Consider the following 19,631-nt stretch of genomic DNA (forward strand, 5'->3'; position numbering starts at 1 on the left):
AGATTTCCGGCCGACCGTGGTTGCGCAATGCATCCTCTAGGCAATCGACGCAGAACACCGCTTCCATGCTGTTGCTGATCCGCCAGCTGAGCACCCGGCGCGAGTACCAGTCGATAATGGCGACCAGATAAGCGAAACCATGCGCCAGGCGGATGTAGGTGATGTCCGTGCTCCAGACCTGGTTGGGTCTGACAATCGGGACGCCGCGCAGCAGGTAAGGATAGATCTTGTGTTCAGGGTGTGGACGGCTGGTATTCGGCCCCGGCGCCATGCCGGCCAAGCCCATCTCCCGCATCAGGCGTTGTACCCGCTTGCGATTGACGGTGTGACCCGCCACCTTGAGGAATACGACCATCTTGCGGCTGCCGTAGAATGGGTGTCTGGTATACTCCTCGTCAATCAGGCGACCGAATAGCAGGTCGCTTTCATCGACCGGCTTGGGCCGTTGCTGCGCATAGGCTGTGGCGCGGGATACGCCGGCCAGAATACATTGCTGAACGACGCTGACCGCAGCACCTTGGCTGATCCAGGCTTGCCGCGTCATGACTGGCTGACCCCAGACTTTTTTTTGAGCCAATCCAATTCCACCTTCAGCTTGCCGATCTCGCTGTAGAGCAGTTCTGGCTCCCGGTGGGCAGCCAGCGGCTTGGGGCCGCGCTTGCCTTCAAACAGGGTCTTGGCTTGCTCCTGTATCGCTTTCTTCCACTGACCAACCTGAACTGGATGTACGCCGTATTCCTGGCCAATCTCGTTGATCGTCTTTACGCCTCGTACGGCTTCCAAGCCAACCTTCGCCTTGAACTCCGAGGTGTGTACCTTCCGCTTCTTCGCTTCGCTCATCGTTGCTAATCCCCTTATGACAAAGTACAGCTTAAACCTTTGTCTTGAAAACGGGGTCCACTATAGGCATCAAGAGCCATTTGAGTAGATGTCTCGGCGAGTAAGCAGTGGGTTACCGTACAATGTCATCGCTAAGCATACATCCGGCGAATCCCCCATTGCTCGCTCTACTGCTTTGTTCCCTTTAAATGTTGCCTCTATCAAAGGTTCATCTGAATACCACGCGTCTAAAAACGCTGGTAACCAATGGGACGGCACCCTGGCATCTAGTGGCCAGGCAGACGCAATTACGGCCGAGCATCCGTTGGTCAACGCGTCTTTAGGAAGGCCGATGGTGGAACTCGACAATGGGTGTTTATCAAAACGCCCCCCACTGCAAATAAAAAGAATTGCTACGCCAGCGTTTTTCAATGCTCGCGAGAGGGTGGCGGAGGCTATTCTTAGGCTAACTTCATCCGCCACGACTTGGAAAAAACGTCCTTCAGGTGCTATTCCGCCATGCGCAGCAACAATCCCAAGTTCTGCACCCTCAAGTTCACTAGGGATCTTAGCTTTGGAGTTTAGCTCAATCTTGTACTGAGCTAAGGTGTCTTGAAGGCGGCCTGCTAAAATCTCAAGAGTTCCATTATTCCCTTCGGCTATTTTAGTTGGTATCCAGGCAACTGAGCGTCCGTGTAGCCTTGGCTTAGCGTTGATTGCAGCGTGTAGCCAGCCAACTGAAGGAGCTACTGACATTTGTGTATTGCGCCCGACAAGTTCGTCACCGGCCATAAGTAAGTTGGGTGGGACTTGCTGAAGCCCGGTCTCCAATATAAGAACAACTCGCTCAGTTTTGGGTTGGGTTATGCCGAGCCCTTTCATCGCGGTATAAAAAAGATTTCCAACCTCATCTTGAATCCCGAATTCATATGGGTATTTTTTCGACCACTGCTCTAGCCAATCTACTGAAAACACTTCAGAAGCTTCGAGAACTGGATCATTTAGCCTACCATTTTCAGCTGTTACTCGAACCAGCCGCCCTGAATTGTCGACAGCTAACATGGAGACGGTAATACCGCGACTGGAAACTTCCTGAGCTTGTTTGCCAGGTGCAGTAGTGCTGGCGGGAAGCCATTTGTGACTTTTTGTTTCTGAGCCCAGTGTTTCGATTTTAGTAATGCCTTGATCGGTCGTAAGTTCAATAGCAAAGGCAGCGTCATAAGGGCTTCCAACGATTTTGGTCGAGGAGAGAAGTTGCCGAGCCGCTTGAACAACAAGAAATATGTCCGAACCGACATCTTCAGAAAAGAGGGCTTCTTCGGTGACGTAGGCCAGTTGAAAAACATCGTCTGCACTAAGATCCCCTCCAGACATGACCTGCATAAGTAACGCGGCGCGAGTACCTGACGTGCTTGCTGCTTTTTGCAATAACTGAAGTGCTTCTGCATCTAGAGTGCAATTTTTCTCTTGGCATAATCTGAATATTTGTGCAGCTATAATTGCACTTGGCAGTAATTCGTCGCTTCGCTCTAGGGTTTGTTGACAATTCACATCGGCAGCCAGAGAAATGCGCAAGCCAATGACACGATGCTCTCATAATTTCGAGCAAGCTTGTCATATCGGGTGGCAACGGCACGATAGTGCTTGAGCCTGGCAAACGCGTTCTCCACCAGGTGCCTGAGCTTGTACAACGGCCAGTCGAATCCCTTGTTTCCCTTTATCGAGTTTTTCCTTCTGGGAATAATAACGCTCATTCCGAGGGCTTCTCCCTTGTCTCGTATTATCTGGCTGTCGTAGCCTTTATCCGCTATCAGCACCTGCGCAGCGTCAATTTTTTCGATGAGTGTTGGCGCTCCAGTGCAGTCATTGATGTGACCGCCTGTCATGGTGAACGCTTCCGGCAAGCCGTAAGCATTCACCGCCAGATGCACCTTGGAGGTGTTGCCAGCCCTGCTTTTACCGATATTCTCGTCGTAGCCACCAGCGGCTCCGGCGCTGTGCTGGTGCGCTTTTACAGAGCGGCCTTCAATGAAGACCCATTCCAGATCGGAGTCTGTTTTCAGCACGTTGAAGAGCTTTTTCCAGAGGCCTTTTTTCGACCAGTGATTGAACGCCTTGTAGATGGAATTCCACTTGCCGAAATGCTCTGGCAGATCTCTCCATGGTATGCCAGTACGCATTCTGAACAGAATACCTTCGACTGTCCTGCGCAGGCCTGCCTTGTTATACAGACTGAATTGAAGCAATATTTCTTTTAGCTTGGACCACCGCTCCTCTGTGAGCATGTATCTGGGCATTGCGGGCTCGTATGGTTGTTGTTGTGGAACTTCATTATACGAGCTTGCTCTTACCTTTCAAAGACTTACGAGCAATTGTCAACAGACCCTAGGTAATCGACAAAACTTCGGATCCGGGGCAGAAGTTCACGCTCTGGTAGGAAGACCGCACTAATCGACGTGTCATCGCGGACTTGGTAGTCCGCCAGGAGCGGCAACAGTTTACCGTCTCGAATGGCTGGGAGTGCCAGATGCTCAGCCAGCCGCATGACGCCGACTCCTGCTGTGCATAGCTCAAATAAGGTTAGACCATTACTGCTGCGGAAGTTACCGTTTGCAGACAATGTTTGTATCCTTCCTTCAACCTGAAACGACCAGCGGTTGAGATGATCAAGTGGCCCCTCCCACATAAGGTAGTTGTGCCGACTAAGGTCTGCCGGCGTCTGCGGCGCGCCCTTTGCGGCCACGTAGCTGGGCGCAGCCACTACCAAACGTTGCAGATTGCAAAGCTTCCTGCTGACAAGGGAAGAATCAGTCAGCCTGCCCATACGAATAGCCACATCGATGTTGTCTTCGATGAGATTTGCAATCGAGTCAGACAGGGCAAGATGGAATACAACGTTAGGGTGATCTGCCATAGTCTTAGAAAGTAATATCCAAAAGGGGGCGTTAAGGCACAAGTCTAAAATTGATTTGTTAATTGATTATCTTGTCGATTCTGTTGCCCAGACTTTGCCTATTTTTTTGCAAAGCCGAAACGGATAATTTTAAATTTGACGAATGGTAATTCTTGTGCTTTATTAATAATAACATTAGCCGGAGTCAATGTGGACTTGGGCCGAAACAATACAACGGGCATAGAAGCCCCGCATGCTGAGACCGAAAGGTTTGGTACGCGGGGCTTTTTTTTGTGCAAAAAAACTGGAGGCCACCGGTAGGGTGACTTCACAGCAACATAGCACTGGAGGGTTTTGTGATGAAACGACGTGATTTGTTGAAAGGAGTTGCCTTCGCTGGCGTGGCTGGCGCCACGGGACTTGGAGGATTTCCCGGTATTTGGACAGGTCGTAACGCCGCGTGGGCGGCCGGGAGTGACATACCGGTCGGAGTTTTATTCTCGAAGACTGGAGCGGTAGCGGTGGTTGAAAGCACGCTTCATGACGCTTGCATGATGGCGATCGAGGAAATCAACGACAACGGCGGCATTAACGGTCGCAAGATTCGTCCATTTGTCGAAGATCCGGCTTCGGATCCAGCGACCTTCGCTGATCGTGCCAACCGACTGGTGCGAAGGGATAAAGTTGTTTCCATATTTGGCTCGTACACGTCCTCCAGCCGTCAGGCGGTGCTTCCAGTTGTGGAGGGGCAGAACAATCTTTACTGGTATCCAACGCTTTATGAAGGACGTGAATGTTCTCGCAATGTGATGTACGGCGGTGCAGTTCCCAATCAACAACAGCAGGATTTCGTGCCCTGGCTGAAAGAAAAATTCGGTGGCCGGTTTTATTTGCTTGGCAACAATTACGTGTACCCGCGAGAGGAAAATAACGTTGCCAGGAAAATCCTCAAAGGTATCGGTGGCGAAGTTGTTAACGAAGAATATGTACCTATGGGGCATGACAGCTTTAGCTCCATTGTCAGCAAACTCCGGCGCGATAAGCCGGATGTGATTTTCTGTACTTTAGTGGGCGACTCCGACGTGGCTTTCCAACGGGAATATCACAATGCAGGTTTGGACCCAAAAACGATGCCAGTTGCCAGCCTTACCCGGTCAGAAATTGAAGTTAAAGCGATTGGTGGTGAAGCTGCTGCCGGTCATTTCTCATCGGCACCTTATTTCATGGGGTATCAATCGGCAGAGAACAAGAAGTTTGTGGAAGCTTATTTGAAGAAGTATGGACAAGACCAGGTAACGCACTTCGTGAATGAAGCAGCTTACTCCCAAGTATATCAGTTCAAAAACGCAGTCGAAAGAATTGGTTCAGGTGAACTGAAGCCGTCAGCTATCAGGGATGCCGCAGTCGGACAGCGTTTCATGGCCCCTCAGGGTGAAATAGAAATTGCTGATAATCTGCACTCATATCTATGGCCCAAGATTGGTCAGTGGCAAGCAGATGGCCAAGCTAAAGTGTTGGTAGATTCCAAGAGCCGCATGGCGCCAGAGCCATACTGGGCGTACGAAGGCCAAGAGTGCACAGCTGAAGGCCTTCAGAAAAGCTGAGGCGACCTACCCATTTAACAAGAAATTGATCTAAGCAGCTCCCTCATAGAGGGAGCCAGTCTTAAAATGGTTACCGTGAATAGGAGCACTCGATGCATTCGTGGCTTAATGAGATATTCATCGGTCTTAGCCTGACCTCAATCCTGCTAATGGTCGCATTAGGGTTAGCCATCATATACGGCACCATGGGTGTAATTAACTTAGCCCACGGTCAATTCGTGATGATAGGTGCCTATGTTGCCTGGTTTCTGCAAAGCCAGTTCGGTATCGGCATTATTGTAGGATTACCGCTGATTTTCATAGCGGGCGCCTTGCTGGGTCTCGCAGTAGAGCGAACGATTATTCAAAGGCTCTACACACGCCCGTTGGATACAATCCTGGCAACCTGGGGGATTGGTATCGTACTTGAACAGCTGGTTCGAGGACTTTTCGGATCAGATTCACGCTACGTCGCACGGCCTGAGTTTCTGGACGGAAATCTCATACTTGCCGGTGTTCACATGTCTTACTACCGGCTGTTTATCATTGGTTTCGCACTGCTCACTCTCGCGGTTACGTGGTTTCTGCTGTTTCGCACAGAATTTGGCACCAAGCTTCGCGCGGTTATCCAGAACAAAGAGATTTCTGAATGCTACGGCGTCAGCGCAAACCGTGTGTATGCCGTGACATTTGCATATGGCGCGGGACTCGCAGCAATCGCTGGCGCGCTGATAACACCAATGGTCAGTGTTACTCCGACCATGGGCACCGGGGTTGTGGTAGATGCATTTCTAGTGGTGATCGTTGGCGGTGTAGGCAGTATTGTCGGGACTGCGGCGGCAGCACTCATGATTGGGGAGGCAACGGCGTGGCTGTCCTATCTCTTGAGTGAAACCACGGCACGCATCCTGATTCTGTTGGGCGTTATAGTTCTGATTCGTTTTCGTCCGCAGGGACTCTTTCCCGATAAAGTCCGGCGCTAAGGAAAATTTTTTATGAACAAAGGCTTCGCTATAGATTGTATTGGTTATGCGCTGTTTGCAGTATTTGTTGTGCTGATCATACCTTGGTTGGCAAATTATAGCGGTTACGACCTAAATGTTTACGCTCGCTATCTCGTTTTGGGTATGGCGGCAGCAGCTGTCGCCTTGTCTTGGGGCACTGCGGGTATTCTCAACTTGGGCCAAGCACTGACCTTCGGCATCGGCAGTTACATTATGGCGATGCATTTAAAACTTAAAGCCAGTGAAGCTCAGGCTGGAGGCATGCCAGATTTTATGGGGTGGACGAATATGGAGGAGTTGCCGTGGTTTTGGGAGCCGTTCCAATCAGTTTCGTTCACTCTGGCGGCTGGCATTTTGATTCCTGTTGCAATAGCAAGTTTGATTGGCGGCTTCATGTTCCGTGGCCGGATCACCGGCGTATTTGTCGCGATTATTACCTTGTCTCTCATGCTCGCTGTTCAACTCTGGATAATCAGTGAGCAGCGTTTCACTGGCGGTCAAAATGGGCTTACGGGGCTGGCAGCCCTGGAGCTATTTGGTTGGTCGGTAGATGTATATGGCCTGGCCTTTTATTACATGGTCGCTGGCTGTCTGCTGGTCGTCCTTACGCTTGCGTTGCTGTTCTTGCGCAGCAAGGCTGGACTTGTACTGCGTGCAATAAGGGCTGATCCGGAACGAACTCGTTTTTTTGGCTACGACGTTTCAACCTATGAAGTCGTGGCTTTCGCAACCTCTGCCGGGATTGCCGGAATAGCGGGAATGCTCTACGCAATGATTCTAGGATTCGCTTCTCCCACTTATATGGGGCTATCTCTCAGTCTCGCATTTGTGATTTGGGCTGCCGTTGGTGGACGTGAATCTATTGTGGCAGCAACTCTGGGAGGCATCGGCGTCAATATGGCTGAAGGCCGACTGTCAGACCTATTTTTTGATCAGTGGACCTTGATTCTGGGCGTTATTTTCATTGTGGTTGTGCTGTTTCTGCCTCGCGGTCTTTTCGGCCTCGTTATGGATTTACGAATAAAGCTGGAATCCCACTTTATGGCCAATCCCATATCCCGAATGAATACGTCGCTGGACAAACATCGCTCTGAAACTACTGCTAGCCAGCGGGAGGGTAAATAATGGCTGCTTTGACATTAGAAAAACTGACGGTGAAATTTGGCGGACTTGTGGCGGTCAATGAGCTCGACCTGCACATAAGCGATGGGGAGTTGCGCTGTCTTCTAGGTCCAAATGGGGCAGGTAAATCAACCACACTGGATCTGATATGTGGCAAAACGTTACCTACCTCTGGGCGGATTCTACTTGGCGACCAGGATATTACCCACTTGCCGGAATTCAAGCGGGCTCGGGCTGGAGTTGGGCGAAAGTTTCAAACGCCGACGGTATTTAAGGAACTGAGCGTTATTGAAAACCTGGAAATAGGTCGTTCAGCCTTTCCCGGAGTATTCAGCACAATGCGTGTTTTTCGAACCCCTATCCGGGGCCAAATCCGGGAAGTGCTTTCCTTGGTTGGTTTGGATTATGAAATATACACCAAGGCAGAAAATCTTTCTCACGGCCAAACCCAGTGGTTGGAAATTGCCATGTTGCTGATGCAGGACTGCCACGTCATCTTGATGGATGAGCCAACCGCGGGTATGACCGCACAGGAAACCAAACAGACAGCTTCACTGTTCAGGGAATTGCAGGGTGAACACACCATGATCGTAGTAGAGCACGACATGGCATTTGTTAGAGATATCGCCGACATCGTTACGGTGATGGACGGTGGTTCGTTACTAGCCGAAGGCAGCATAGCTGAAATTGAGACTAATGCCGCCGTGCGGGAAGCGTATCTTACTGATACTGGAGACGATGATGCTTGAAGCGAAAGGTCTGTACTCTTTTTACGGGAAAAGTCCCATTTTGCAGGATATTGATTTCCAGATTAAGGATGGTGGTTTTCTTGGCATTGTCGGGCGAAATGGCGTGGGTAAAACAACATTACTTCGCACCATCATGGGGCTTACCGACAGAGCGAATGGCACGCTTTCGTTTCAGGGCTCAAACCTGCTAGACATGTCGACGCCCGAGAGAGCTGCGACCGGTATTGCCTATATTCCCCAGGGAAGGGAGGTGATCCCACGCTTTACAGTGAGAGAAAACCTACTGATGGGCATGTTCCCTCGGGCTGACAAGTCTCGATCCATTCCTGAACATATCTTCGAGCTGTTTCCTATTTTGTCAGATTTTATTGACCGTCTTGGAGGTGACCTTTCAGGCGGCCAACAACAGCAGCTGGCTATTGGTCGGGCTTTGGCGATGGGCCCCAAGGTCCTCATCTTAGATGAACCGACCGAAGGTATTCAGCCAAATATAGTGCAACAGATTGAGGAAGTTATCCGAAAGCTCAACCGTGAGATGGGCCTCACTATTGTACTTGTCGAGCAGAACACCAGATTCGTGCGCCAGGCTGCGGATTCCTTTGTGCTTTTAGACAAAGGGCGGGTGGCGTTGCGAGGCCGGGGCGAGGAGCTGACCAGTGAGGTCATTGATCGGTATCTCGCTATTTAAGGGGGTAGCTCGAAGCTATCCCATCGGGACATACTCTGTCCTCTCGTTTTCTTTCAACGATCCGAAGGAGTATTGCAATGCGACATGGTGACATTTCAAGCAGCGACGACACCGTTGGCGTAGCAGTTGTTAATTACAAGATGCCTCGCCTGCATACCAAAGCACAGGTGCTGGAAAATGCCCAGAATATTGCCGACATGGTCGTTGGCATGAAGAAGGGATTGCCGGGTATGGATCTGGTGATTTTTCCAGAGTATAGCACGCACGGCATTATGTACGATCCGGATGAGATGATGGCAACGGCCACGACGATTCCCGGCGATGAAACAGAGATATTTGCCCAGGCTTGCAGAAAAGCAAATACTTGGGGCGTGTTTTCCCTCACCGGGGAACGTCATGAGGAGCATCCGAAAAAAAATCCGTATAACACTCTTATTCTGATGAACAACAAGGGCGAAATTGTTCAGAAGTACCGGAAGGTTATACCTTGGGTTCCCATTGAGGGCTGGTATCCCGGTGATCAGACTTACGTGAGCGAAGGTCCCAAGGGTATGAAAATCAGCCTGATTATCTGCGATGACGGCAACTATCCGGAAATCTGGCGGGACTGCGCTATGAAGGGCGCAGAACTGATTTGCCGCTGCCAGGGCTATATGTATCCCGCGAAAGAACAACAGGTGATGATGTCAAAGACCATGGCGTGGGCTAACAACTGCTATGTAGCCGTTGCAAACGCATCTGGATTTGACGGGGTGTATAGCTACTTCGGGCATTCAGCCGTGATCGGTTTCGATGGTCGTACCCTCGGTGAATGTGGTGAGGAGGATATGGGTATACAGTACGCTCAACTGTCCATTTCGCAGATTCGAGATGCACGCAAGAATGATCAGTCGCAGAACCATCTATTCAAGTTGCTGCACCGAGGCTATACCGGGATGCAGGCCAGTGGTGATGGTGAGAAGGGGCTGGCTGAGTGCCCGTTCGAGTTCTATAAGACTTGGGTTACTGATGCGAAAAAGGCTCAGGAGAATGTTGAGGAGATTACTCGCAGTACTTCTGGGGTCGCCCAATGCCCAGTAGGCAACTTGCCGTACGAGGCCAAGGAGAAAGAAGCGGGAAGCTAAGCGGAAGCCGCCTGTTACTTCGTTGAACGGATCGTAATAGGTACTATAGTCCCGGGCGGTGCAAACGCCGCCCGGCGTTTGATCCTTGGGGGCTATCTATGCCGTTTCTCAATGACATGCTTGATTCGGTCGAGCGAAAAAATGCTGATTGTGAGGCAATGGCAGCCGAGAGTCAGGAGCCAAGTGCGTCAGCTGAAAAAGTCGCTGAACCAGGTATTACCACACGCTACCGATTTGATATCGGTTCGGTCATGGAAGTAGTTCGACATGAAGTCCGGGGCCAGGCTCAAGCACTTGACGCAATTGAAAATATGCTAAAAGTGGTGCGAGCAGATATTGCTGACCCGAGGCGGCCGCCCTTTACGGCCCTTTTCCTCGGGCCTACCGGGGTTGGCAAAACTGAAACCATAAGAGCTCTGGCGCGCGGGCTCCACGGTGATGCCGATGCCTATTGCCGAGTCGATATGAATACCCTGTCACAAGAGCACTATGCTGCAGCTCTAACTGGTGCGCCTCCTGGGTATGTCGGTGCCAAGGAAGGGAATACTATACTGGATCAGGAACTGATCGAGGGTACGCTTGGCAAGCCCGGCATTGTACTTTTTGACGAAATTGAAAAAGCAAGCCTGCAGGTGGTACAGGCGCTGCTAAACGTCTTCGATAATGGCCAATTGACCGTTGCATCTGGAGAGCGAACCTATAGTTTTAGGAACACTTTGGTATTCATGACCAGCAATTTAGGGGCCCGTGAAATACAGAAACACGAGAGACCTTCTGGTTGGCAGGCTCTTTGGCCAAGAACCCGTACTGGTAGAAAAAAACGACTCGACGCTAAGTTACAGGAAAAACTCAATGCTCACTTTTCACCAGAATTCGTGAACAGAATCGATAATATCACTGTGTTCAACTGGATAGAAAGTGAGATAGTCGAAGAACTTGTCGGGCTTGAGATAGAGAGGCTTAACCGCCGTTTAAGAAAGCATAACTGCCACTTGGAACTGACAAAAGAGGTTGTACGTTATCTGGCCACTCACGGTTTCGATCGACAATACGGGGCCCGCGCTTTACGCAGAACTATACGTTCGGAGGTAGAAGTGCCTTTTGCGGAGCACCTCTTAACTCAATTTACGCCTGGGCGTGATAGCTGGAAATCGAAAACAATTTTTACCATGTTGTTCCAAAAGAACAAGATTATATTTGAGCAAGAAGTATCAAATATTAATTGAATATCTTTTGGTATCAAGTATTAAAGCCAAAACTCAGGACGAAACTATATGGCGCGAAGTTCTTCGGATAAACCTTGGACTGTCGGTGTCCTGTTTTCTCAAACCGGCGTGACATCCATTATTGAGAACTCACAGCTAAAAGGAACGTTGCTTGCCATAGACGAGATTAATCAAGCCGGCGGTATAGAGGGCCGCGATATATCACCCGTGATACTTGATCCGGCTTCAAACGTTAAGCAATACCGAATTTACGCCGAGGAAATGTTAGCTGATCCAGAGCTGAACGTTATTTTTGGGTGTTACATGTCTTCTTCTCGTAAGGAGGTCCTTCCCGTCATAGAACGTCAGAACGGCTTTCTTTTTTATCCAACGCTTTATGAGGGTTTTGAGTACTCCCCCAATGTTATATACGGTGGCGCCGCCCCTAATCAGAACAGTTTGCCTTTAGCGATTTACCTTTTAGAGAATTTTGGTTCACGTTTTTATTTCGTTGGATCGGATTATATTTATCCTCGGGAATCCAATCGAGTAATGCGCAATATCGTCCGCCAAGGTGGTGGCCAAGTGGTAGGGGAAAATTATTTAAGTCTGGACGCCCGACGTGAGGATTTCGAATGGATTCTTGAAGATATCAGGAGAGTTTCCCCGGACGTAATTTTTTCAACGGTAGTTGGAATTGGAACGGTTAATTTTTACACTGCTTATCATGAGAGTGGCGGTGATGGTTTCAAGTTGCCGATTGCAAGCCTAACAACTAATGAAGCTGAAGTGGCAATCATGGGCCGTAGCGCGGCCGCCGGTCACATTACCGCTGCACCTTACTTCCGGAACATAAAAACGGATGAGAATGCTCGCTTTCTAGGTAAATATGCGCGAAAGTTTGGCAGCGTTGAGGACGTGACCAGTTGCTGCGAAGCGGCATATTCACAGGTGCACCTCTTCGCCAATGCATTGCGTCTAACTGGGTCAACTGGGGCGGACCAATTGAGGGCTGTCTTGCGAGGCGCAGAGTTTGAGGCCCCTCAAGGGCGCATTAAGATTGATCCGGACAACAATCACACCTATCTGCAGTCGCGAATAGCGAGACTAGGGGCGGACGGAGAGTATCGCGTTGAACGGGAGGCCGTCAGGCCAATTAAACCGGACCCATATCTGGCGGTGCCAACCCTTAATGATTGGGCAAATGCTCCTATTGGGACGAATTAATGGCAAACGACAACATCATACGGCAATTGCGTGGGTTGAATGTTCTTGTCCTTCATCCCAGAGATGGCGACGCCGAGGAACTCCTTCAGCAGCTAAATCGTATTGGATGTCGTGCGAATGCTATTTGGCCCCCACCCAGCTGCCCTTCAGACCCGGCCGATTTGACGTTTATTGAAGTGCGGGAAACGCCAGATGAAGCTATTACCAATTACCTGAAACTTACCGAAGACCGCCCAACCCTGATTGGCATGGCCGGTTACGAGAGTCCCTCAGTATTGCAGAATTTAATCGACCTTGAAGTCGATAGTGTTCTGGCTAAACCCGTTCGACCTTATGGTGTGCTTAGCAGCATCATCGTTGCTCGAAGAAACTGGCAGCAAAGCAAAAGTAACGAAAAAATCATTGCGAAACTAAAGAGTAAAGTAGAAAACAGCCATAAGATGAATGAGGCCAAAATCGTCCTCATGAAAGTTCACGACATCAATGAAGATCAGGCTTACAGAGCGATACGCCAACAAGCGATGAAGTGCAGAAAAACCATAGCGGAGGTTGCCCAATCTATTATTGATGCTAACGTTATGTTGCATGATTGCGTAGCTAAAAGAGTTTCTGACGACGATGATCTTTCCGAGGGCGCTTAGTTCGGATTTCGCCGCTTCAGATTTCTGGTAATCTGTCATGAAGTCTCCGATCTGGAGCGATAGTGTCACTACGGACCGATACACGAAAAATTCGTTCACCCTCAGACAAGCCTATGTGCACTCCCCCGAAGAGTTCAATGGAGCCCATCGGGGGATCGCTAAAACAAAGGATTCCTATTCATCTAGAGCCTTACCGATCTCCCTTGGCCCGCGCTTCTAATCAAATGGGGGGACAACCGCCCTACCCGGTTATGCCAAAGTACTGCGGTTATTACCTGGATTCAGGCGAAGAGGTGGGCCCTTTAGAAATCATTGACAATTGCCCAAGCCTAAATACAGGTTGACCAAATAGAGAAGCGTCAACCCGTTTCAGGTATCAACTATTAATCGCCAAGTAACTCCTTGAGTTTGTCGTCTATAAATCTGACATCATCCGGGTTAATACCGGGTCCACCAGCAAAATGTCCCCAGATAGATGGCACCGGAATCAGCACTGCATTTGGCATGTTGGCAACTTCAATCTCACTGTCGGCCACAGGGAAATACAGATCAGTCTGTCCAGGCATGACGTAGGCCTTCGCCTTAATGGCGCCGAGGGCCTTCTTGTAATCGCCTTTATAGATCTCATTGTTGCTGAGATCGCCGTTTTGCCAGGTCCAGGCCATAGTCAGTAGGTCATTGGCGTCTTTGGGTAGAAACAATCCTTCCCAAAAGGCAACAAGGAAATCTTCCAGCGATGAATAGCCCAAGGTATTCAAGTCAAGCTCTGCACGATAGAAATCCTGCGAAAAGCCCCAACCGGCATAGACGCGTGCCATGGCGCGCAGACCTTTTTCCGGCTTCTCTCGGTACCAACCATTGTCCCAGACCGCATCGGCCCGCAATGCAGCTTTAACGCCCTCCAAAAACACGAAGTTATGCCGCGAACATTTGGCAGATCCGCAGAATGGTGCAATGGCTTCCATCATATCGGGGTACATAGCTCCCCAGTGGAATGTTTGTAGAGCGCCCATGGACCAACCAGTGACGAGCTTGATTTTTTCTATACCAAATTTTTCGGTGACTAACCGGTGCTGCTGGCAGACGTTGTCATAGGCCGTTACATTGGGAAAGCGTGCGGCGTTATAGGGCTCCGGTGTGTTGCTCGGCGAGGACGACAGGCCATTTCCAAACATGTTCGGGATGATAATGAAATACTTATCAGGATCTAGCGCCATGCCTTTACCCACCAGCCATTCATTCTCGTAGTGCTGCCCTGAATACCAAGTTGGGTAAACAATTACATTATCCTTGTTAGCGTTTAAGGTGCCGAAGGTCTTGTATGCGAGTTTACAGTCCCTAATGGTCGCGCCGCTTTGCAGCTGAACGTCGCCACAGTCGAAAATTTCGTAATCAACAGACATGATTTATACCCTTTGAAAGTAGTTTCAAGGGAGCAATAATACGCCGCCCCAGTTCATTTCTGAATGTCAATTCAGACGGTTTTAACCCCTGTTATCTTTGAGATGATGAAGTAAGCTAGGCCACCAATCATCCCTGCTGAAACGGCGGTTGACCATTCAGAGGCATTGTTTTCAATATAGAAAGCAGCGGCTGAACCGCAGACCCAGGCGATGAAGGCAGTACCACGCCAATCCTGATCAATCTCGGAGTCTTTACGTACCAGATACTGATCAACAAGAATAATGGCACCGATCGGCGGTACAAGAATGCCCAGTAACGATAGCCATTGGATAAAGAAAGCCCATACGTTACCAGCGGCAACAGCGGCAACAGCGATGCCAATGGTACCCAAAATAATGGCCCACAAACGCATGTGGCTGTTTAGGATGCGTGACCAACCCGTAGCAGCATTGTACAGGCAGTGAGCACAAACAGATCCGAGATTGACGTAAAGAAACAAAAATGCCAAAACGCTCAACCAACCTATTTGCATAGCATGCATATAACCGAACATATTGTCGACACCGAACGGATTGGCATCAGGCACGGCTAAGGCTGCAGTCATCACACCACCTACAAGCATAGCGATCAGGTTGGAAACGGGAAATGCACTAAAGGTTGCAACGAGCGAGCTTTTACCGTCTGCTGCCTATCGATTGAAATCTGCCGTTACTGTCCCTGCATCGATAAAAAGGGCGATAACAACAGTCAATCCTACACCCAAGGACATGGTTGTGACACCATTGTTGCCTGCGTATGAATAGATCGCATCCCAAGATGTCGTGCTTGCGGAATGAAAGGCGACATAAAGACCGAGAATAAGAAATAAGGGCACGGAAACCAACCCGATGAAATGAAGACCACGAACGCCAACAAAAGTAATCCCGATATATAGAATTCCGGCAATTATCGTCATCATGACGTAATTCAATTCATAGGTGCTGCTTATGAGGGATCCGGTAATACCGGTTTGTACGGCGAACCAACCCAGCAATAACGTCGATAGCAAACCAGACGCAACGACGTAACCCTTGCGTCCGAAAACTATACTTGCGATTAGAGCAAAGTTCATACCGCGTTTGGCGCCCAAAAGACCCAGGACCCCAACGTACGCGAACATGATCAAGTTACCTAAGATAATGGCTTTTAGCCCACCAGCGAATCCCATGCCAAGCACCACGATAGAACCGGTCATGGCACCCGTGATGATCATGGGAAAACCAGCCCAGACCATAGCGACTGAGAACATGCTGCGTCGAGCTTCCGCTGGGACAGGCCCATGTTCATATTCGTCTCCGAATACGTGATCAACTTCTTCTTCAATGTGTTCTAAACCCGCGGGGTCATGATAATTTGGATTATTCATAATAAGTTGACGTCCCATTGTTATCTCATCAGACACAATTAAACTATCGGCGGCTTAATGCTTTGCTCTTCATGCTGGGTGTTGCTAAAGAAAAATCGAGCGTTAGGGTACAGATGAAAAATTGTCAGAAACTCCTAGCACGAGCCAATTTCTGAGTACTTCGTATTTAGATCCACCTCTTTTTATAGGCAAAAAAAAGCCCGTTTGTAATCACGCGTACGCGATTATTGAAAACGGGCTTCTTTGCCTAATTTATTTTTCCACGGCTTCGTTGCCGACGAAAAATAGCGAAAAAGAATTTCCTTGGAGGCAACGTGCCATTTCAAACAAAACTCAAAGGAATTTTCTGTCTCGTTTCAAAACCGTAATCAAAAAAATCTATATGTCAATGACATAATTAGTCGACCCTGCATAACTAAAAAGATAAATAATACCAATGCGTTGAGATGATTTCGAGGTATAATATCCATTGTGAATCTCCCCGGTTCGTCCAAAAACCGGAAGAAAGCCTCATGATTCCACGGGATAATCGCCAAGCACCGCCGCGAGATCTATTGGCAACCTACCTCGAAGACATCCTCAACACCCGGCACGAGCTGGTGCAGATGGGAAAGCGGATGGATTGGACCGCTTGCGAGCAACACTTTGGTCAGTTGTATGCGGTAGAGTCAGGACGCCCCGGCTTACCTATCCGATTGCACGTGGGCTTGCAGTTGCTCAAGCACATACACGGGCTGTCGGATCGCGACATCCTGGATCGCTGGGTTGAGAATCCGTATTGGCAGCATTTTTGTGGCGAAGTGATCTTCCAGCACCGATTGCCAATGGATGAAACCACCATGATGCGTTTCCCCCATCGCATTGGCGAAGACGGTGCCCGTGAGCTTCTGAGGATGAGCATTGCCCTGGGCCAGAACACGGGCGTCATTACCCCGGAAAGTCTCAAGATCGCCGTGATCGACACCACGGTTATGCCCAAGGCCATTGCCTACCCCAGTGATGCCCGGTTGGTGGGTCGATGCCACCGACAACTGGTGGCGCTAGCCAAAGACGAAGGCATCACATTCCGCCAGACCTTCTGCAAGCGACTGCCAGGCATGATCTGGCAGGTTGGTTGGTCGCTACGCCCACGCCCGGCAGTTCAAACGGATGCATCGAGTGCTGCGTCAGATGCACCGAGATCTAGGCAAGGTGTGCGAAGCCATTGTTGAGCAACGCGCCATGGAGCAACGATCCGAGCGTTTGAATCACAAACTGCACCAAGCACTTCGATTGTTGAATCAGTACGGTGACCGATCCATCAAGCCCCGACTTTACAGCCTGCACGAACCCGAGGTGGTGTGTATTGCCAAAGGCAAGGCCCGTTACCCGGTATGAGTTTGGTTCAAAGGTCAGCGTAGTGACCACGGCCCGCGAGGGCTTTGTGTTGGACTGCCAGACCCCTACGACGGTCACACTTTCAAGTCGTCGGCCCTGTCTGATCCCCGAGTGCGCTCGGCGAAACACCTCCAAACTGACCTTTCGTCGTCTGCAATGGCAGTCTTAGATACACACTTTACAAAAAGTCACACAATTTACATTTGTTTAAGAGTGCTACTTCTAGATGGTGTGCCTAAATGCGATCCGATCTCCCCTTTAACCCTTTGTATACGCAGCGTGTTTACTGGGCGGACAATTGGTTTTAACGCCGAATTTCAAGCGGGATACATAAACACACATTGTGCTTATCGATTTGCAATGGCGCTGATGAGTGTGTGAGTTAAGCACGTTCGCGGAAACCCCCACCTTTGAACGGATAGCCGACTGGGTCAGTAGCATGATACCCGGCGCGCTGGTGTCAATCATGCGCTTTCATCCGGACACCAACAGCTTGAGCCTGATGCCCAGCGGCCGGTTTTCCGACGATTATTTTCGGGCCATGCAGGATGTTCCGGTATCTGAGAACGTGAGTACCTGCGGCACGGCTGCATTCACCAAACAACTGGTTATTACCGACAACATTCAGCAGGACACCCGCTGGGACGGTTTCCAAGACATCGCCGAGACAGAGGGCGTACAAGCCTGCTGGTCTATGCCAATCCGGCGTCTTCAGAAATAACCGGCTATACCCACAACGACACCATCGGACACAACTGTCGCTTTCTTCAGGGCGACGACACCGCCCCGGAAACCCTCGAAGCCATACGGCATGGGCTGCGCCATCAAGCCGAGATTAACGTTGAGCTGATTAACTATCGAAAGGACGGCACGCCTTTTTGGAACCATCTGCGGGTGTTCGGCGTCAACTATCCTGTCCGACCGGTCATCCTAATTGTCGCCGAACAAACTGGCCAGATCGTGCACCTGGGCCTTTGGATTCTCCGGCAAGCCTGCATAGAAATAGCGGATTTTATTGCCAGCCGGGAGCAGGCACTGCGAGTTGCCGTCAACATATCATCTCTACAATTTATTCGTGACGGCTTTCTGGACGACGTCTGCCGGGTTGCGGCCATCGTCTAGGGCGTGATCACGATAGCCCACCACTTGGATATGATCGTGGTTGCAGAAGGAATAAAAACACGGGAGCAGCAGGAAGACTTGGCCCGCAGGCACTGCGATATCTTGCAAGGGTACCTTTTTGCCCGACCAATGCCTTTGGCTGAATTGAAGAAGCTGCCGGACTTCTTGCCGGTAAACCCCGCGAAATGAAGTGACTCAGTACGTGCCTAGCCCTGGCTCGATTTTCTGGTCTAGTAGAGAATTAACTGAAATCGTCCATAAACCGCACCGGCCAATAATCAGTTAGTTGCGCCAATGGGTGAACGGAGGTGTTATGCCGCAAGGCACCAATAACAGACCCCGAATAGTTCTGTTATTTACTTCCGCCAGAACTTGGAAACGGGCGCCCATCAATATCAAGGCGTCGGGAACCTAATAGCTCGTGCAAGTGGTTTAGTCATTGTCGCAACTTATCTGTCATTGTGCATAAAAAAATTAGGTGGTGTCGCTCATTTTCCCAAATAAGAGGTTTCTGACCTTGAGCGCCATTCAGGCCCAGACATTGCGACTTCCAAGCCGTCATGCCGCGCCTGTCGAGACAAGCAGGTTTCGGCCTGATTTCAAGACGCCGTCTCTGATGTCGTTGGTAATGGCGTCTTGCAAGGCGGTTTCGTCGCGGGTCGTCAGGGCAGCCAGAATCTCCTTGTGACGATCAATCTCGTAATATTCCGTGAGCCGAGTGAGGACTTGGCGCTGGAACGGGCCAAGTTGCAACCAGATACTTTCAATGATGGGCATTGATGCCCGGGCCGGGTTAGCCATGTACAGAGTGCGATGAAAGGCCTGGTTTAGCAGGGTCAGTTGGTCGAGATCTCTTTCAAAGATGAACTCGTCCATCCTGTTATCCATTTCCGTCAGCTTTTCGATGATGAAATCCGACATGTAGTGTAGCGCCCGTTTGGCTGTGTGGACTTCGACCACAACGCGGAGTGAGACCAATTCTTCAAAGCGGTCGAGTGTCATTAAAGGCACCATCATGCGTCGGTTGTCTTTGATCTGTATCGCATGTTCCGAGCTGAGTTGCCGTACCGCCTCGCGAACCGGAGTCGGGCTAAGGCCTAGACGTTCGGCTAATCCACGCATCGTCAGTGAGGTGCCAGGCTCGATCGCGCCCAGCATGATCGCGTTGCGTAGGCGCTTATATACATATTCTTGTGTCGTCGTCCCGGGTATTGCTGGGATATCCGGGATGTTGAGTTCGCCGTTGCTGGTCATCAGGCCGCCCTAAA

The 19,631-nt window shown here is 50.1% G+C and carries 19 protein-coding genes and 3 pseudogenes; 14 read left to right on the top strand and 8 right to left on the bottom strand.

The window, feature by feature from the left end:
• The 4 genes and pseudogenes from MELB17_RS24200 to MELB17_RS21335 all read right to left on the bottom strand — a co-directional run.
• A pseudogene (locus MELB17_RS24200) lies at positions 1-840 on the bottom strand (IS3 family transposase); the annotation flags it as partial.
• 69 nt (positions 841-909) lie between these two features.
• A complete protein-coding gene (locus tag MELB17_RS21325) occupies positions 910-2,394 on the bottom strand; it encodes a CHAT domain-containing protein (RefSeq protein WP_157133377.1) in 1,485 nt (494 codons plus the stop codon).
• Positions 2,367-3,116 carry an IS5 family transposase gene (locus tag MELB17_RS21330; protein WP_083796455.1) on the bottom strand — a complete coding sequence of 250 codons (750 nt, stop codon included), beginning with the start codon at positions 3,114-3,116 and terminating at the stop codon, positions 2,367-2,369. Before MELB17_RS21330 ends, MELB17_RS21325 begins: the two co-directional genes overlap by 28 nt.
• Before the next feature lie 65 nt (positions 3,117-3,181).
• Complete coding sequence (locus MELB17_RS21335) at positions 3,182-3,775, bottom strand: substrate binding domain-containing protein (RefSeq protein ID WP_007352431.1); 594 nt, start codon at positions 3,773-3,775, stop codon at positions 3,182-3,184.
• 296 nt (positions 3,776-4,071) lie between these two features.
• Here MELB17_RS21335 and MELB17_RS21340 point away from each other — a divergent pair, with 296 nt between their 5' ends.
• The 9 genes from MELB17_RS21340 (at position 4,072) to MELB17_RS21380 (ending at position 13,055) form a co-directional block, all read left to right on the top strand.
• Positions 4,072-5,316 (top strand): transporter substrate-binding domain-containing protein, encoded by a 1,245-nt coding sequence (locus tag MELB17_RS21340; protein WP_083796456.1) that lies wholly within the window; start codon positions 4,072-4,074, stop codon positions 5,314-5,316.
• Between the two features lie 92 nt (positions 5,317-5,408).
• The gene (gene urtB / locus MELB17_RS21345; protein ID WP_007352433.1) at positions 5,409-6,278 is read left to right on the top strand and encodes an urea ABC transporter permease subunit UrtB; all 870 of its coding nucleotides are present in this window, start codon (positions 5,409-5,411) and stop codon (positions 6,276-6,278) included.
• A 12-nt stretch (positions 6,279-6,290) separates the two neighbouring features.
• A complete protein-coding gene (urtC, locus tag MELB17_RS21350; protein WP_007352434.1) occupies positions 6,291-7,424 on the top strand; it encodes an urea ABC transporter permease subunit UrtC in 1,134 nt (377 codons plus the stop codon).
• Positions 7,424-8,170, top strand: coding sequence for an urea ABC transporter ATP-binding protein UrtD (gene urtD, locus MELB17_RS21355; protein ID WP_007352435.1), 747 nt, complete (start codon positions 7,424-7,426; stop codon positions 8,168-8,170). Before urtC ends, urtD begins: the two co-directional genes overlap by 1 nt.
• Complete coding sequence (urtE, locus tag MELB17_RS21360) at positions 8,163-8,858, top strand: urea ABC transporter ATP-binding subunit UrtE (RefSeq protein ID WP_007352436.1); 696 nt, start codon at positions 8,163-8,165, stop codon at positions 8,856-8,858. Before urtD ends, urtE begins: the two co-directional genes overlap by 8 nt.
• Before the next feature lie 77 nt (positions 8,859-8,935).
• Positions 8,936-9,982 carry an aliphatic amidase gene (locus MELB17_RS21365; RefSeq protein WP_007352437.1) on the top strand — a complete coding sequence of 349 codons (1,047 nt, stop codon included), beginning with the start codon at positions 8,936-8,938 and terminating at the stop codon, positions 9,980-9,982.
• 98 nt (positions 9,983-10,080) lie between these two features.
• Complete coding sequence (locus MELB17_RS21370) at positions 10,081-11,208, top strand: AAA family ATPase (RefSeq protein WP_007352438.1); 1,128 nt, start codon at positions 10,081-10,083, stop codon at positions 11,206-11,208.
• 48 nt (positions 11,209-11,256) lie between these two features.
• Positions 11,257-12,414 (top strand): transporter substrate-binding domain-containing protein, encoded by a 1,158-nt coding sequence (locus MELB17_RS21375; RefSeq protein ID WP_007352439.1) that lies wholly within the window; start codon positions 11,257-11,259, stop codon positions 12,412-12,414.
• Positions 12,414-13,055 carry an ANTAR domain-containing response regulator gene (locus tag MELB17_RS21380; RefSeq protein ID WP_007352440.1) on the top strand — a complete coding sequence of 214 codons (642 nt, stop codon included), beginning with the start codon at positions 12,414-12,416 and terminating at the stop codon, positions 13,053-13,055. Before MELB17_RS21375 ends, MELB17_RS21380 begins: the two co-directional genes overlap by 1 nt.
• A 383-nt stretch (positions 13,056-13,438) precedes the next feature.
• Here the strand turns inward: MELB17_RS21380 and MELB17_RS21385 are convergent, their stop codons facing one another.
• From MELB17_RS21385 to MELB17_RS25230, 3 genes are all read right to left on the bottom strand, one after another.
• Positions 13,439-14,458, bottom strand: coding sequence for an alpha/beta fold hydrolase (locus MELB17_RS21385; protein WP_007352441.1), 1,020 nt, complete (start codon positions 14,456-14,458; stop codon positions 13,439-13,441).
• A gap of 71 nt (positions 14,459-14,529) precedes the next feature.
• A complete protein-coding gene (locus MELB17_RS25225; protein WP_198136539.1) occupies positions 14,530-15,063 on the bottom strand; it encodes a hypothetical protein in 534 nt (177 codons plus the stop codon).
• An 84-nt stretch (positions 15,064-15,147) separates the two neighbouring features.
• A complete protein-coding gene (locus tag MELB17_RS25230) occupies positions 15,148-15,882 on the bottom strand; it encodes a cytosine permease (RefSeq protein WP_007352443.1) in 735 nt (244 codons plus the stop codon).
• A 494-nt stretch (positions 15,883-16,376) separates the two neighbouring features.
• Between MELB17_RS25230 and MELB17_RS21395 the strand changes: the two are divergent.
• The 5 genes and pseudogenes from MELB17_RS21395 to MELB17_RS25935 form a co-directional block, all read left to right on the top strand.
• Positions 16,377-17,322, top strand: a pseudogene (locus MELB17_RS21395) (IS5 family transposase); the annotation flags it as partial.
• 292 nt (positions 17,323-17,614) lie between these two features.
• The gene (locus tag MELB17_RS25925; RefSeq protein ID WP_007352446.1) at positions 17,615-17,962 is read left to right on the top strand and encodes a GAF domain-containing protein; all 348 of its coding nucleotides are present in this window, start codon (positions 17,615-17,617) and stop codon (positions 17,960-17,962) included.
• Between the two features lie 23 nt (positions 17,963-17,985).
• Positions 17,986-18,117, top strand: a pseudogene (locus MELB17_RS26245) (histidine kinase); the annotation flags it as partial.
• An 18-nt stretch (positions 18,118-18,135) separates the two neighbouring features.
• Positions 18,136-18,363: an EAL domain-containing protein gene (locus MELB17_RS26250; RefSeq protein WP_007352448.1), complete on the top strand. Its 228-nt coding sequence runs from the start codon at positions 18,136-18,138 to the stop codon at positions 18,361-18,363.
• A 3-nt stretch (positions 18,364-18,366) separates the two neighbouring features.
• On the top strand, positions 18,367-18,552 hold the full coding sequence (locus MELB17_RS25935) for an EAL domain-containing protein (protein WP_036185916.1): 186 nt from the start codon (positions 18,367-18,369) through the stop codon (positions 18,550-18,552).
• A 369-nt stretch (positions 18,553-18,921) separates the two neighbouring features.
• On the opposite strand, the gene MELB17_RS21415 is transcribed toward MELB17_RS25935, so the two are convergent.
• Positions 18,922-19,617, bottom strand: a complete 696-nt coding sequence (locus tag MELB17_RS21415; RefSeq protein ID WP_007352450.1) for a GntR family transcriptional regulator — start codon at positions 19,615-19,617, stop codon at positions 18,922-18,924.
• Between the last annotated feature and the right edge of the window lie 14 nt (positions 19,618-19,631).

It is taken from the genome of Marinobacter sp. ELB17, from assembly GCF_000169375.1.
In the GTDB taxonomy this organism is placed as follows: domain Bacteria; phylum Pseudomonadota; class Gammaproteobacteria; order Pseudomonadales; family Oleiphilaceae; genus Marinobacter.